Here is a 14,200-nt window from a genome sequence, read left to right on the forward strand (position 1 = left end):
CCTTTATCTTCAGGTCTGTGAATCGCAACTTGCCTGCATAGCCACCTGAAAAACATGCGTTAACTATACGCTTTCAGGGGGGCAATGTCAAATTTGATTCTTCATCACGAGATTAAGCAGCGCTGCTGACCCGATGGATTCCTTCCCCGATGCTCATTGTCAGTTGTTTTATAAGATAAGTGTGCCTGGCTACCCTAAATTACCAAAACCATGCCCTAAACCCGCAGCATCAGCCATTCCCGAAGCCGTTCCGGCAGCGCCAGCAGCAACGAAAAAACAAACGGCAATGCCACCGGATAGCGGCCTTTGAGCCTTTTCCTGGCCAGAATCGCGTCGATCTCCCCCGTAGCTTTGCTAAGATCGGCACGTTTCTGTTTTTTGCGAAAAGCCAGATCGCGCTGGTAAAAAGGATGGTACGGGGACTGGCTGTTTTGCATACGTTCATCCGAATTTTGCGACAGCGTCCGGAAAAAGTCGGTGTCCATAGCGCCGGGTTCAAGTACCGCCACCTGAATCCCAAAGCCCTGCAGCTCCAGTCGCGCAGCATCACTGATGGCTTCCACGGCGTGCTTCGAGGCGCAGTAACCGCCATTGACCAGCCCCGTCAGCCGGCCGGACACCGAACCGATGTTGATGATCTTGCCAGCCCCTTGCTGTCGCATGATGGGCGCCACGGCCTGAATCATCCGCACGATGCCGTAAACATTAACATCAAACAGATGCGCCAGTTCCTCTAGGTCAATCTCTTCGACGGCGGACCGGACCGAATAGCCGGCGTTGTTGACAAGCACATCAATCCGGCCGTACGCATTCATAACGGCGGCTATCGCCTGCTTGATGGAATCCTGATCAGTGACATCCAGCGCAACTTTCAGCGCCGCCGAGACCCCCTCCAGACGCTCAAGCGATCGGGCGGTCGCGACCACCCGATCGCCTTTTTCGGTCAAGGTCCGGCACAGTTCCCGCCCGACCCCGGACGAACACCCGGTAATTAAAACGACTTTTCCTACCATTGTTTTCACTCCCTGTTCTATCGGCGATGGCAAAACGTTGGTGAGTTTTGCCATCGTCCAATTTGTTTTAGACTAGCTTAGCAAAAACAAACAGAACTGTCATTGCCAAATGACAACTCGGTATTTAGAAAAGTGCTCCCCAGTACCGACAACTGATCGGTACAGAATTGGCCACGAACCGGGCTGCCGACTTACAGCTCCCGTTTGATGCGGCTTAAAGAACTCGGGGTGACGCCGATGTAGGAGGCGATGTATTCCTGCCGGATCTGTCTGGCCAAATCGGGATAGTTGGCGACAAATTCAAGATAGCGTTCTTTGGCCGGCAGCCGCTGGAAAGCCAGCCCCTTTTCATCACTGATAATAAAAGCCTGGCGGAATAATTTTTCATACAAATCCCGCAGTACCGGCGCGTCATCAAACGCCTGACGCAGCACCGGGACGCTAATCTGTGCCACCTGACAGTCTGCAAGTGCTTCAATCCCATATTCGGATGGCCCATCGTCCAGCAGATTGTAAATGCAGCACCAGTCACCTGTCTGGGAAAAGCATTTGGTGATGTCTGCACCCGCTGCATCCAGGTAAAAACCCCGCACGACCCCCTGCAGAATCAGACAGACAACTTTTGTGTTTTCGCCCTGCGGAAGCAGAATTTCACCTTTCTGATAGTCCCGCACGCGAAACAGCGGAGTCAGGGCCTGAATCAGGTCAGGGTCAAACCCTTGCTGGTTCAGATAGTCAGGCAGATTGATTGCATTTACCATTTTTTCCACCTTTTTCGTGGGGACTTCTGTTGATCAATAATACTTTCATTTGTTCTTCCTTTCAAAGCTATTATTTATTTTCGATTTGAAGTTAAGCATGTCTGACACCAGGGTATACACTATCAGAAAGATGTTTAGGTACACCCGATATTTTACTGCTAGATCCGGTTGTTCTTCTCTGCTGATTGCCGCTGGCGGCACACCCTGCAAGCCTGACCCGACCGGTAGCCTTTGCGCTTATCATCAATAATAGATTGCGTTTAGCGGGCTTTCCATCCCGATGATGCGCTTGTTCAATTGAATCATCGTATCGAGTTTTTCAACGGGCACTGCCACCGCACCCAATTTACAGGCCACTGAGCAGTGATAACAATGAATGCATTTAGCGCCTTCAATCGTTGCGACATCGTCCAGCCGGATGGCGCCCACCGGGCATTCTTTGACACATTTTCCGCAGCTTTTGCAGCGATCGGTTTTAATGGTGATGGGCAGTTCCCGTTTTTTGCCGATGATGTGAACCAGCGGATAGAGCAAGTCGACCCTTTTTTTCTGGACCGCAAAAAGCTCTTTCTGGCGATCATTGGCAATCGGTGCAAAATCCTTGGCCTTTATCGCTTCATAAAAATCACCGATTAAGGCTTCGGTGGTTTTTGTCGGAAACGGATCGGGGTGATGAAAATGCGGCGCCGTCACTTTCATGGCGCCGATCACGGGAATATTCAGGGCTTCCAATACTTGCGCCGTATTGGAAAAAGCCTTCCCCGAGGTGATCCCGCCATAGTTCAAATACAAAAATGCCCTGAACTGATAGGCCCGCCCGGCCGACTGCAGCGCCTGTAAAAACATTTTCATCGATTCGAGCATATCCATATGATAGGCCGGGGCGCCAAATCCGACGATATCGGCCGCATTGATGGTTTCCAGAATCGGTCCGAAATCTTGCCGGTACTCGCCGCGGCCTAAATTGATGTGTTCAACCGCATGTCCGTCTTTTTCAATGATATTTTTAAGCACCTGAGTGGTTTTTTCAGTGGTGCCATTTGGTGAAATATAGATTAATTTGAACTGCACTGCTGCCTCCTTTTAAGCGGCATCATGCCATGCCAAGTTCGTGAAAACATTGTTAGCTCCTTTCAAAATCAATAGAATCGTGCCCTTATTTTTTAACTGCTCGTCATCTATCACATAGGCTTTGATGGAAAATTCCTTGACAATTTCAGTGGACCATTTCCGAAAATGAACGGTCTTTTCAGAATTCACTTTGTAAGCAACCGCAATGAGCTTCGTTGATCTTGTCCAGCGTATATACCCAATATCGTTTTCAGAGTTCGAACCGAGTTTCAAAAGAATCCTTGTTGTTTGAAGGATTAATTCTTTCCCCAGCAGTCGAGAGTGCCAAAGTAATGCGGTCAAAATGATCTATGATCCAATCGAACACCTTCTGTTGTTCTGAAACATTGAATATATCCGCTTTATCCTCTACGACAATTGATCTGGTGGTACCGGTCGGCTTTGAATATTCCCAGTTAAGTGCCTCACCAAATTCAGACTCAATCTGATCCTTGCTTTCCTTCAGTCGGTTGTAGGTGTCTACATTATAGATATAGATTCCCATCTTGATCCGCTTCCCATATGGTATCGAAAAGAAAAGATGGTATCCGCTCGCTCCGATGTGAACATCATAATAAATCCTTTCAGAAGGCTTCTGTTTGGCGATATCAGCACTTCTTCCATGCTCTTCTGCGTACTTCGTAAAAGCACTCCAGAACTGTAATTTCTGTGAATCAGCATCTCCCTCTCCGCTATCCTCATTATCCGGTTCCGAAGCACTTGGCTCCTCCAGAACCGGAGGTATTTCTCTTCCATCAGTTACGAAGGACAGACCTGTTAGTTTTTCGATTTGTTCACCTGTCATCTGCAACTTCCATCGTGTTTGTAAGAACTTAAGCAGTTCACCGTTTCTCTTCAGTATTTCATCAGCAGACCATTCGCTGAGTTTCGATACTTCGATCTCCGAATGCGATCCGTTCTCATACCCCCGGCGACCATTTGTCTTAGAGTGTTTCTTGTCATCAAAGCTATCATTTTGAAGCGCAGAATTTACGCACTGTGACAGCGGAAGTAAATTACCAAGGGCTCCAGACAGAATCTTTATCTCAGCTGGACTATATTGCCTGAACTGATTACGCCAGTAATACTTCGTAGGTGTCTGCGGCAGAATGTGCTCAATCGAAACCTTGTCCTTTTCTGATTTTGTAAACATAGACCAGGAGCAGAATCGATCAATATTGTACTTTTCTGCAAGACTGGACTCATACTCATAAAACAAGTATCTTAGGCTGTTCCAATCATAATATCCATTGCCGCTAGACATGTATTTCTCAATTCTGGTCACAAAGTTTTGAATCGCAAACTCTGTATCATTTGTAGTTCTGTCATAAATTTCGTGATAAAGCTCATCAACGCCTTTTTCCTTCACATTGATGTGGCGGGCGGCTCTATAGTAATCGCTGCTTCCGTATGATGCATTGAAATTACCCAGACGGAAGACTATGAAGATAAAACGCTCTATCGCCTCAAAAATGGCAATTCTGCTTTCTGTAGAAATATCTCGTCTACTAATTATTGTTGTAACCAGCGGTCTGAAATGTCCGATACCTATACGATTCAGCCGGTCAACACGCTTCTGCTCTTCAGCGGTGAGATTCAAACTTTCAAACGGAAAATACGTATCGTACCAGTACTTCGCCATATCCTTGAGGCTATTTACATAGTCTTCAATCTCCTTTGGCTGAAGTCTGGAAATCTCGATAGTTTCAGGTTCTTCCGGTTCTGTGTTATCGGGCTCTTCGTTTTCCTGATCAGCTACTTCATCTGAAATAACGGCATCCGGTTCTGTCTCAACCAGTACCGGCGTCTTTTCAAAAATACCCTTGGGCGAGAATTTGCTAAGCAGGAATTTAATATAGTCATCACCACGTTCACGAGAATACCGGAAATACAGAATCCAGTGTGCTCGCAGGAAATCATCGTCTGACAGTGGAACATTTTTATTTCTGCCGAGTTGGAAGTACACTTCCTTCCATGCGTCATTGATCTTTTTTCGAAGAGCCGACTTGTCCTTCTCATCAAAGAGCTCATCGTCATAGAGCGTGGACAGATAAATAAGCCTATTTTTCAAGAGCTCCAAGTTCGTGAGCTTCTTGCCTCTGTTATTCATTGTCTCGAAAGCAACAAATACATCATAATCGTCATCGATTTCATGAAGATTGAACATCAGGCGCTGCGTCAGCTTCTTGTATACTGTGTTTACGGCTTCAAGTCCGTTTTCTTCGGCCTCTTCATAAAGTTTTCTGATGTTTTCTGCAAAGAAGTTCTTTGCAAACTTCAGATTCTTTGTATAGTAGGTTTCACTAACCGTGCCGGAAAACAGCTCCTTGAAAACCTTGTAGCGCATATATTCTGCGCTTGGATTGTCCACTTCGTATCCGAACAGATAAGTCGTTACAACACCATTCGGCGGGCGCTTTTTGCATATGTACTTGGCGACAATATCCTCAACGGTTTCATAACCAAGTGTGATATCCTTATCCGCCTTGTCAGCATTTTCTTCCAGCCCTCTGACGAAGATAACGATCTCATTCAGTAGAATAACAAAGGTAGTTATTCTCTGCTGTCCGTCCACAATATGACACGGCTTAAATCCGTTGTCTACAAGCCATAGATCATCTCCCCAGCCATGTGTTTCCTTGCCCTTTAGTGGCTTCAGCGATAACAGTCCGGTATAGTGAAATCTGTCAGGCTGCAGGTTAACAAGATCATCCCAGAAATCTACCAACTGCTGCTGCAACCAAGCATAGCCGCGCTGATAATCCGGTATTCTGAATAGTCTATTTTGGAAAAGCAGCGACAGCGGCTGCAGTTCGTTTGCCATTGCTAAACCTCCTTACTCAATAACTCCATCCATATCAAAGATATGATCCGCTTCATCCGTATTTAAGGCACGAGACACTTTGTCACGTATTGCTGTCCTATGCATATCCAGTCGCTTTAACTGATCTTTTCCGGCTGCAACCTTGCTCTTGTGAATGATCTGGATTCTGCCCACACCCGGATTCTGTCTTGAATATTCAGCAAAGCCTTTAGCATTTCAAATTAAGTGGTGCCATAAGCATCTGTCCTATGGGTTCTTATCGATCATTTAAAACGGCATCGGCGATTAAGCGATCGAATTTTCTGATGTCGACGCCTTTTCGCAAATTGACCTTAATGTGACCGGCACGTGTCCATAGTTCAACTTCGGCATTTAAATCAAGTAGCTTACCAGCATTTTCGGTCGACCACATATTAATCGCTGAGTATGGCAGGGAGTATACTTCTACCTTTTTACCGCTCAAACCCTGCGCATCTCTGACAATTAAACGTTTGTTGGTAAAAACCGCACTATCTCTGATTGTCTTATATGCAGCGACAGCTTGTTCACCTTCAACCAGCAATTCCTGGACATCTTGGGGAATCGGACACTCCGAAATGAAGGTCCATGATAAAATTAGACTTGTTTCTGCCATTTTTTCTCCTCTTTTGTTTGATTCAATTTTTATGCTTTATAATCATTTACTATGCGTTTATAGCAAATTTAAGTGATGCCTGACACGGGGGCTTTCCAAAGTTTTCAATCGGGATAAATACTTTGTTTTAATGTTTGAAAATATTTTCGAGTATTTGCTTTTTTTTCAGGTGTAAGGTCATAATTCAATTTTTTTTCAGAGATAATTTTCCTAAAAACTCTTCGCACATAATCATCTACAATACTTGATAAGTTTTTTAAACTTTCATAATTATTTTCTTTAATTATTTTAAATTGTCGCCGTGGGAACAATCCGAACGTACCCCGTATGCTTCTTTCATATAATTAATAATTTTTTCTCTTTCCTCATTATTCTTACCAATATAAACTGCTGTAATATATTATATATTTGTTTTGTGCTGTTTATTTATCGCATACAGGCATTCTAAAATTGAGCAATATTTATCAATCTTACTTGTTATCACGCCTGTCCTTCTTGCCTCTTGTAACAGTATTAGGGCCCTTGAATAACTATTTCCTTCCTTACTAATTGCTTTGTCAATTTCTCATACTGTTGTACCCCTACTACTCGTACAATTGATATGTCCCATTTTTGATTCATCCGGTAGCAGACAGCTATATACTTCATTCATTCTTTCAATTGCCTCTTTTACTTCATCAGCTGTTAAAAATGTCTCTGCTATAGAACCATTACTTAAAGTTACTGCCATTTCCCTATCAGACTGTGAATTATAGCACTAAACAGATTAAGCCAATAAATTTTCGTAGTCGAAATACAAGAATCTTTTATAAACCAACTTCCTATAGAAAATGTTTGTGCAAAATTATTTAAATGTATTGCTTTGATGCCATATTTTTCATCACATTCATTTTTTGACCATATAAATTCTTCTTCAATAGTTGGCATAAAACAAACCATCATTGGTTTTCTTAATAATGCATTATACATATTCACACCAATTTGATTTTTTAAGTTTGTCTTTTTTATCAAATCCATTACATTCATATTATTAATAATAAATTCTACATTTGTTCCAATTATAGCTCCCTCAATATTGATATCTTTTTTAATATCAACAGGTATAAATTCAAAGCTCCTTTCGCCAATATTTAAGTTATCTAGTCTATTCAAAAATATATTCATTTTTATCCTTTCGAAAGCTAAAAATAATAATCTATCAGCAAATCAACTAAACTGCCTGTGGGCCTCATCCAGACCTGCAGCGCCTTGGGGATGTTGGCATCACTGCGGACGTCCCGGAACCAGATGCCGGATTTGGTTTCGAGTTGTTTTAAGTATTTGCGGCCGTTGGTGGCAAAGAGTAAGGGCGCCTTGTAGCCGTTCCAGTTGCCGATGATGTAGGGGGCGTCGGCTTCCCGGACGGTTTGGGCGTAGGACTTGCACTGGTAGTCGATCACCGAGGGGATGTCGATGGCGGAGCGTTTAGCTTCAATCATACCGACCAGTTTGGTACCGACAAACAGGGCGTAGTCGGCATAGCCGCTTTTGCTGACGGTGGAGTCGGTGGGCCACTCGGCAATGGCCCGGGCTTTGCCCTTTTCGGGGCGGGCGCCACTGGCATAGGTGAGACTGACGGTGTCCGCCTCCCAGCCGACTTTGCGGAGCTGGCTGTCGATCAGGTAACGGGTCTGGGCTTAGCTCAGCTTAAGATGATCGGCTGCGGTTTGGCCTGTTTGGCCCGTTGCGGAAGGGTGGCCGGGGTAACAGAAAAGTGTTTTTCAACAATGCTTTGTAGTTGGGCGATCAGGGCTTCTTTTTCGGCCAGCGCCTTTTTAAGAGTCGCTGTTTCAGCCGCTTCCTGTTTTTCATAAGCCCTCCGACTGGCTTGGCTATTTCCGGTATAGAGTCATTCCTTGACAATTATCCGGGGTTCTGGCAACGCAAAAACAACGGGCTGATAGCCCCAGTCGCCGTAGACCTGCATAAACCAGACCCCCAGCTGCCAGGCCATTTCCAATAAGATCGCCGCCTCGTCACTGCTGCCGTAGTCCTCATGGACCGCCCGGTTTCAAGCTTTACGCAGGGTATAGAAAATATCGTCAATTTCCGGTGAAATCAGCCCTTCCCGTTTCAGGACTTTGAGGCGATTGGCATGGGTGTTTTCGAGCTCCGGGGGCGTGACATTGTCAAAATCCAACATCAGATTGACCATGGTTTCGCCGAACAGTCCCAGTTTGATCAGGCAGGTATTACTGTCGGTGTGGAGGTAATCTTCGGCCAGGCTACCCAGGATGGCCAGTTCTGGAAAACGATCGTTTAAAAATGCATAATTTGATTTCATAAAACATCCCATCAGTTGTTTGATTGAGTCATCTTTATTTAGATGTAATGCTTGGAATTATTGTATCATTTAATTGCCGGTAATGAAAGATTATAAAACAAAAAGACGATCCGGCCCCCACTTGGATAACGAATGAATAAAAACGGGCCAACAAAAAAACAGCGACCTGACATCGCTGTTTTTTATTACTTCAAACACACTGACGCGGCTAGTTTTTCTTAACTCAGAATGTTTTATTATCATTACTTCTTTATTCAGTTGTTAACTGTTGTTCATTTTTATTCGATTTCTTAGCATCCCGGTGCTAGAATTAATTCAGACGATGCTAATGACCAGCTACCGCCAGATCATACTACAGTTCCCGGCCGTCCCTGAGGCATTTAATCTGAACGATGCCCGACCTATAAAAATTGAGCATCAAAAGATCGTCGTTTGCACAGCTCGCATTTTCTCGGTTTCATCAGCTGACTCAAGCATTTGTATTCCACCGTTTCCGGTTTAATATGCCAGACCTGATTGCCATTAATCACCCTCGTCATAACTTTTTTCTGATAAAGATGGTTTTTCAGGGTATACTATACCCTATCAGTAGGCGATCAAGCAGATTTCAAGCGGACTTAAATAAAAAGGAGGTGCCCGATGAAAAATGAAACACCCCCCAACCCAAAGCTATCCACCAACGTCATCCGGATCACCGTGATTGCCCTGGCCATCAATGCTCTGGTCTATTTATTAATGCACAACCTGTTGGCTGACGTTGCCGACCCCGGCATTTTTTATGGCCTTAGTTTTATGGTGCTGTTTATGCCAGCCCTCGCTATTTATCTGCACCGGCAGCAAAAAAGCACCAACCCAGGCGACAGCGACCAGCTTGACAGCTGTGAAATCGATAAAACCGCCTTAACCCGTGAAATTGATGAACGTGAAGCCCGCTATCGGGTTCTGGTGGAAAACTCACCAGCAGGCATTATCACCTGTGATCTCGACGGCAACATCACCACCGTCAATCCGGCCGCAGTGAAACTGCTGGGATCGCCTTCGGCGCAGGCAACCAAACAGGTGAACGTATTTACCTTTGAGCCCCTGATTGCCTGCGGCATCGCCGGCAGTCTGAAAAGCAGTCTGGAAACCGGCGAAACGGTCACCAGTGAAACCTTCTATACCACCAAATGGGGCAAAAAGGTGTATCTGCGGATGCATTGTGCCCCGCTTCACAGTTTTTCGGGTGCCATCATCGGCGTTCAAGGAATCATCGAGGATTTCACGGCTAATAAAAAAGCCCAGGATCAGCTTAAGACCTATTATCATGTCATTGAGCACAGTCCGGTGGCGGTACTCATCAGTGATGACAAGGGGCAGATTGAATACATTAATCCCAAATATATCGAGCTGACCGGTTATACCCCGGATGACATCCTCGGCAACAATGCCAGTATTTTATATGAAAAAGACCCTGCTGCAGCGGAATACTATCAAGAACTCCTAAGCGCAGTCCGGGCAGGTAATGTCTGGCACCGAGAAGCTTTTAACGAGCGCAAGAATGGCGAGGGTTACTGGGAAAACATTTCCGTCTCCCCGGTGCTGGATGAAAATGGCCAGATTTATCATTTTGTTGTTTTGAAAGAAGATATCACCAAACGCCGGGAGGAATCGGAAAAGGCAAAATACCTGGCCTATCATGACAGTCTGACCGGGCTGTCCAATCGCAGCCTTTTTTATGACCGGCTGATGATTGCCGTGGCCAATGCCGCCCGTTATCAGAGCCGGATGGCGGTGATGTATCTGGATCTCGACGGCTTCAAGGAGATTAATGACACCTATGGTCATGATACTGGCGATGACGTCTTACAGGCCGTTGCCGGACAGCTCAAGAAAATCATGCGTAAAGGCGATACCGTCGCCAGAATGGGTGGCGATGAGTTCACCCTGATTGTTCCGGAATTTGAAGACGTGACGGATGTGGAATTAGTGGCTGAAAAAATTCTCAAGTCGCTGCGTCAGCCCTTAACAAAAAAAGCATTGCTGGTGACCCCCAGCATCGGGATTGCCTTTTATCCCCAGCACGGCACCAATCATGAAGCCCTGTTAAGCCATGCCGACAAGGCCATGTATCAGGCCAAAAAACAGGGTAAAAATAATTATCAGATTTATAAGGCGGATCAGGAAGCCTCAAATAGTGACCGGCACCAGTACAACCCGTAGACAATTTAAAAACAATGCCCGCAAAAAAAGACAGCTATCACTAGCTGTCTTAACTATTTTTTAATGGTCGGAGTGAGAGGATTTGAACCTCCGGCCTCATGGTCCCGAACCATGCGCTCTACCAAGCTGAGCCACACCCCGTAATATGTTGCATTTCCGACTCATATATTGTAAACTATAATAGATAAAAACACAATCATAAATTTAAATTTTTTCGATGTTAAGGAGGAACCCTACCATGCACAAAAGAAACCCACTCTATCGTGTTGGCGCATTGGTTTTAGTCGCCGTTATTGTTTTAAGTCTTCTTGTTGTTTACAGTTTCTAATCTGAATGAATATTCGCGTTATTGCTGTTGGAAAAATAAAAGAAAAATATTTAACCCAGGCTATTCAGGAATACACCAAACGACTAAGCGCCTATTGTCGCCTGGAATTAATCGAAGTTAAAGATGAGAAAATTCCCGAAAACGCCAGCGAAGCTCAGCGCCAAAAAGCCGTGGACAGTGAAGGACGCCGAGTTCTTTCTCATTTGAAAGATGATGAAATTCTGGCCACCCTGGAAATACAGGGCGATCAACTGGACTCACCAACTTTTGCCAGGAAAATCGAAAACTATGGCATTCAGGGAAAAAGCCAAATCACCTTTGTCATTGGCGGTTCCATCGGGCTTTCCCCTGAGATTACCAGTCGTTCACAATGGAAATGCTCCTTTTCTAAAATGACATTTCCCCACCAGTTATTTCGAGTGATGCTGTTGGAGCAAATCTATCGTTCCTTTAAGATAATCCGTGGCGAAACATATCATAAATAGCTAATTCAATTTAAACACTGAGAGGTAAAACATGCCGGACTATGTACTAAAAGCCACCGCCGGAAACGGACAGATTCGGGTCTTTGCGGCAACGACACAGGGACTCGCCGAAACCGCCCGTAAGCTTCATCACACCAGCCCAGTCGTTACCCAGGCATTGGGCCGATTATTGACTGCCGGTTCACTGATGGGGTCAATGATGAAAAATGCGGATGAACTGATCACTTTAAAAATCGCCAGTGATGGCCCACTCAGCGGCTTATTGGTAACCGCCGATGCCAGCGGCAATGTCAAAGGTTATCCCTATGTCAGTGATCTTTCTGACACCATGGAATCCCCCATGCCGGTTTCAGAAGCCATTGGCGATGGTGCCTTGAACATTTTAAAAGATATCGGTTTAAAAGAGCCTTATGTTGGTTATTCACCACTTGTCAGCGGTGAACTGGCCGAAGATTTAACTTATTATTATGCGCAATCTGAACAAATTCCCACCTCGGTTTCCCTAGGCGTTTTATTAAATGATGATGGCACAGTCCGACAGGCTGGGGGATTTATTATTCAATTAATGCCGGATACCGATGATGACGTGATTGATGCCCTGGAAGCAGCCCTGGCTGATACCCCATCTTTGACCAAACAGCTTGACGAAGGAAAAACGCTGGAAGAAATTATGGAAGGTCTGTTTAAACACCTGAACTTAAAGATTTCCAAAACAGAAATCACCCGGTTTATTTGTGATTGCTCCCGCCAGCGTATTACCAAAGCACTGATATCGATTGGAAAAAAAGATCTAATCGACATGATCGCAGATCAGGAAGATATCGAAATCAACTGTGACTTTTGTAAGGAAAAATATCTCTTTACCCCCGAAGACCTACAGTCCATCCTGGATCGCATCATAGAAAAAGAGGGTTGATATGGCTATAAAATCGCGCTCCAGTGGTGTCTTGATGCCAGTTCCCGCCTTACCGGGGGATTACGGCATCGGAACGTTAGGCAGTGATGCCCGCACTTTTGTTGACCTGCTTCAATCCATGGGCTTTGGCTACTGGCAAATTCTGCCAGTAGGTCCTGTGGACAGCTGTTTTTCGCCATATAAAAGTACATCCGCTTTTGCTGGTAATCCCCTTTTGATTGACCTTGAACGGTTATACCAATGGGGTTTATTAACTGCGGATGAACTGGCAACCGGTAAATCTACTGCTCCTGCTTACTCCATTAATTATCCCGATCTGACCTGCAATCGTCATTCTATTTTCAAGCTGGCTTTTTCTCGACTCACACCAAAGCAAAAAACAGACATTCAAAACTATGTCGAAGCCAACAGCGAGTGGCTTCCAGATTTTTCCTTATATACAGTTTTAGCCCAATATTATTCTGAAGAAGACTGGACTAAATGGGACAATCCGAATCTGGTAAAGCGAACGCCAGCCACACTTTCCATCGCCCGATCTGACTTTTGTGAAGAGATTAATTTTCAGAATTTTCTCCAATACACCTATGCTAAACAATGGTCGGCTCTTAAAGATTATGCTAATACAAAAGCGATAAAAATTATCGGCGATATGCCCATATATGTTGCGCATACCAGTGCCGATGTGTGGTGCCATCCGGAGCTTTTCCTGTTGGACGAAAAAGGCTCTCCCATTGAAATTTCCGGGGTTCCTCCAGACTATTTTGCCAAAAACGGTCAACTATGGGGTAATCCATTATATCGTTGGGATGTGATGAAAAAAGACCACTATTCCTGGTGGATGCGACGGATAAAAAAAGCACTGGCGGATTTTGACATGGTTCGAATCGATCATTTTCGGGGCTTTTCTGCATATTGGTCAGTCCCGGCAAGTGAAGCAACTGCCAAAAATGGTCGTTGGATTCCCGGCCCGGCGATGGATTTCTTCAGGCAATTGGAAAAGACCTTTCCCAAACCGAGTATCATTGCTGAAGATCTGGGGCTTCAGGATGAAGACCTGGTCAAATTGTTAAAAGACACCGGTTTTCCCGGAATGCGGATCATGGAATTTGCCTTCATTGATGATTTGGATAATATTCATCTGCCCCATAACTACAGCGCCAATACCGTAGCCTACTCAGGGACCCATGACAATAATACACTACTGGGGACTTTTTTTGACTACACCCCGGAACATCGTCGTTATGCTTTTGACTACTGCGGCTACACTGAGGCCTGGGAAAACCAATGGCAGATCGGCGGCCACCAGAGTCCTTCCTGTCGGGCTTTTATCCGCACCCTTTTTCAGAGTGCTGCCAATTTAGTCATCCTGCCCATTCAAGATATTTGCGGATATGGCTGCGACACACGCATGAATGAACCCGGAACCACAGCGAATAACTGGGTTTTTCGAATGACCCGGGACGGTCTTTTACAAATCGATGTTGATTGGTACAATCGTATCAATCATCTCTATCATCGAAAAGCTCTGTCTGTCATCTGACTACGGACGATCTGATTTCCTGATTTATTCTGCAAACCTTTACTTTAGCGCGCTAATGCAATAC

General features: G+C 45.0%; 14 protein-coding genes and 1 tRNA gene. 5 read left to right on the forward strand and 10 right to left on the reverse strand.

Going from position 1 to position 14,200, the window contains the following annotated elements:
• Positions 1 to 215 precede the first annotated feature (215 nt).
• The 8 genes from CHL1_RS11155 to CHL1_RS11185 form a co-directional block, all read right to left on the reverse strand.
• The gene (locus CHL1_RS11155) at positions 216 to 1,013 is read right to left on the reverse strand and encodes an SDR family oxidoreductase (protein WP_250932920.1); all 798 of its coding nucleotides are present in this window, start codon (positions 1,011 to 1,013) and stop codon (positions 216 to 218) included.
• Positions 1,014 to 1,204: 191 nt separating this feature from the next.
• Positions 1,205 to 1,774 carry a Crp/Fnr family transcriptional regulator gene (locus CHL1_RS11160; RefSeq protein ID WP_250932922.1) on the reverse strand — a complete coding sequence of 190 codons (570 nt, stop codon included), beginning with the start codon at positions 1,772 to 1,774 and terminating at the stop codon, positions 1,205 to 1,207.
• A gap of 243 nt (positions 1,775 to 2,017) precedes the next feature.
• Positions 2,018 to 2,845, reverse strand: a complete 828-nt coding sequence (locus CHL1_RS11165) for a 4Fe-4S binding protein (RefSeq protein ID WP_250932924.1) — start codon at positions 2,843 to 2,845, stop codon at positions 2,018 to 2,020.
• Positions 2,846 to 2,857: 12 nt separating this feature from the next.
• Complete coding sequence (gene rhuM / locus CHL1_RS18425; RefSeq protein WP_338078221.1) at positions 2,858 to 3,187, reverse strand: RhuM family protein; 330 nt, start codon at positions 3,185 to 3,187, stop codon at positions 2,858 to 2,860.
• Positions 3,096 to 5,708, reverse strand: coding sequence for a DUF4268 domain-containing protein (locus CHL1_RS11170; RefSeq protein ID WP_250932926.1), 2,613 nt, complete (start codon positions 5,706 to 5,708; stop codon positions 3,096 to 3,098). Before CHL1_RS11170 ends, rhuM begins: the two co-directional genes overlap by 92 nt.
• 256 nt (positions 5,709 to 5,964) lie before the next feature.
• Positions 5,965 to 6,342, reverse strand: a complete 378-nt coding sequence (locus CHL1_RS11175) for a PH domain-containing protein (protein WP_250932928.1) — start codon at positions 6,340 to 6,342, stop codon at positions 5,965 to 5,967.
• 720 nt (positions 6,343 to 7,062) lie between these two features.
• Positions 7,063 to 7,506: a hypothetical protein gene (locus CHL1_RS11180; RefSeq protein WP_250932930.1), complete on the reverse strand. Its 444-nt coding sequence runs from the start codon at positions 7,504 to 7,506 to the stop codon at positions 7,063 to 7,065.
• 17 nt (positions 7,507 to 7,523) lie between these two features.
• Entirely contained in the window at positions 7,524 to 7,781 is a 258-nt protein-coding gene (locus CHL1_RS11185) for a hypothetical protein (RefSeq protein WP_250932932.1), read from the reverse strand.
• On the opposite strand from CHL1_RS11185, the gene CHL1_RS11190 reads away from it, so the two are divergent.
• Complete coding sequence (locus CHL1_RS11190) at positions 7,749 to 8,195, forward strand: hypothetical protein (protein ID WP_250932934.1); 447 nt, start codon at positions 7,749 to 7,751, stop codon at positions 8,193 to 8,195. The two genes, CHL1_RS11185 and CHL1_RS11190, sit on opposite strands and share 33 nt — an antisense overlap.
• A gap of 197 nt (positions 8,196 to 8,392) precedes the next feature.
• On the opposite strand, the gene CHL1_RS11195 is transcribed toward CHL1_RS11190, so the two are convergent.
• Positions 8,393 to 8,665 carry a hypothetical protein gene (locus tag CHL1_RS11195; protein ID WP_250932936.1) on the reverse strand — a complete coding sequence of 91 codons (273 nt, stop codon included), beginning with the start codon at positions 8,663 to 8,665 and terminating at the stop codon, positions 8,393 to 8,395.
• A gap of 639 nt (positions 8,666 to 9,304) precedes the next feature.
• Here CHL1_RS11195 and CHL1_RS11200 point away from each other — a divergent pair.
• Positions 9,305 to 10,867, forward strand: a complete 1,563-nt coding sequence (locus tag CHL1_RS11200; RefSeq protein ID WP_250932937.1) for a sensor domain-containing protein — start codon at positions 9,305 to 9,307, stop codon at positions 10,865 to 10,867.
• 64 nt (positions 10,868 to 10,931) lie between these two features.
• Here the strand turns inward: CHL1_RS11200 and CHL1_RS11205 are convergent.
• Positions 10,932 to 11,008, reverse strand: a tRNA-Pro gene (locus CHL1_RS11205).
• Between the two features lie 192 nt (positions 11,009 to 11,200).
• On the opposite strand from CHL1_RS11205, the gene rlmH reads away from it, so the two are divergent.
• From rlmH to malQ, 3 genes are read left to right on the forward strand one after another with little or no spacing between them, the layout of a single operon-like run.
• Entirely contained in the window at positions 11,201 to 11,680 is a 480-nt protein-coding gene (gene rlmH, locus CHL1_RS11210) for a 23S rRNA (pseudouridine(1915)-N(3))-methyltransferase RlmH (RefSeq protein ID WP_070371127.1), read from the forward strand.
• A 31-nt stretch (positions 11,681 to 11,711) separates the two neighbouring features.
• Entirely contained in the window at positions 11,712 to 12,596 is an 885-nt protein-coding gene (gene hslO / locus CHL1_RS11215) for an Hsp33 family molecular chaperone HslO (RefSeq protein ID WP_148636391.1), read from the forward strand.
• 1 nt (position 12,597) lies between these two features.
• Positions 12,598 to 14,136: a 4-alpha-glucanotransferase gene (malQ, locus tag CHL1_RS11220; protein ID WP_250932939.1), complete on the forward strand. Its 1,539-nt coding sequence runs from the start codon at positions 12,598 to 12,600 to the stop codon at positions 14,134 to 14,136.
• Positions 14,137 to 14,200 lie beyond the last annotated feature (64 nt).

The organism is Acetobacterium wieringae, from assembly GCF_023700225.1.
Taxonomy (GTDB): domain Bacteria; phylum Bacillota; class Clostridia; order Eubacteriales; family Eubacteriaceae; genus Acetobacterium; species Acetobacterium wieringae.

Excerpts from the sequence above, each read along its gene's own strand:
- CHL1_RS11155 (WP_250932920.1), bottom strand. The coding sequence starts at position 1,013 with ATGGTAGGAAAAGTCGTTTTAATTACCGGGTGTTCGTCCGGGGTCGGG.
- CHL1_RS11160 (WP_250932922.1), bottom strand. The coding sequence starts at position 1,774 with ATGGTAAATGCAATCAATCTGCCTGACTATCTGAACCAGCAAGGGTTT.
- CHL1_RS11170 (WP_250932926.1), bottom strand. The coding sequence starts at position 5,708 with ATGGCAAACGAACTGCAGCCGCTGTCGCTGCTTTTCCAAAATAGACTA.
- CHL1_RS11175 (WP_250932928.1), bottom strand. The coding sequence starts at position 6,342 with ATGGCAGAAACAAGTCTAATTTTATCATGGACCTTCATTTCGGAGTGT.
- CHL1_RS11180 (WP_250932930.1), bottom strand. The coding sequence starts at position 7,506 with ATGAATATATTTTTGAATAGACTAGATAACTTAAATATTGGCGAAAGG.
- CHL1_RS11195 (WP_250932936.1), bottom strand. The coding sequence starts at position 8,665 with ATGAAATCAAATTATGCATTTTTAAACGATCGTTTTCCAGAACTGGCC.
- CHL1_RS11200 (WP_250932937.1), top strand. The coding sequence starts at position 9,305 with ATGAAAAATGAAACACCCCCCAACCCAAAGCTATCCACCAACGTCATC.
- rlmH (WP_070371127.1), top strand. The coding sequence starts at position 11,201 with ATGAATATTCGCGTTATTGCTGTTGGAAAAATAAAAGAAAAATATTTA.
- hslO (WP_148636391.1), top strand. The coding sequence starts at position 11,712 with ATGCCGGACTATGTACTAAAAGCCACCGCCGGAAACGGACAGATTCGG.
- malQ (WP_250932939.1), top strand. The coding sequence starts at position 12,598 with ATGGCTATAAAATCGCGCTCCAGTGGTGTCTTGATGCCAGTTCCCGCC.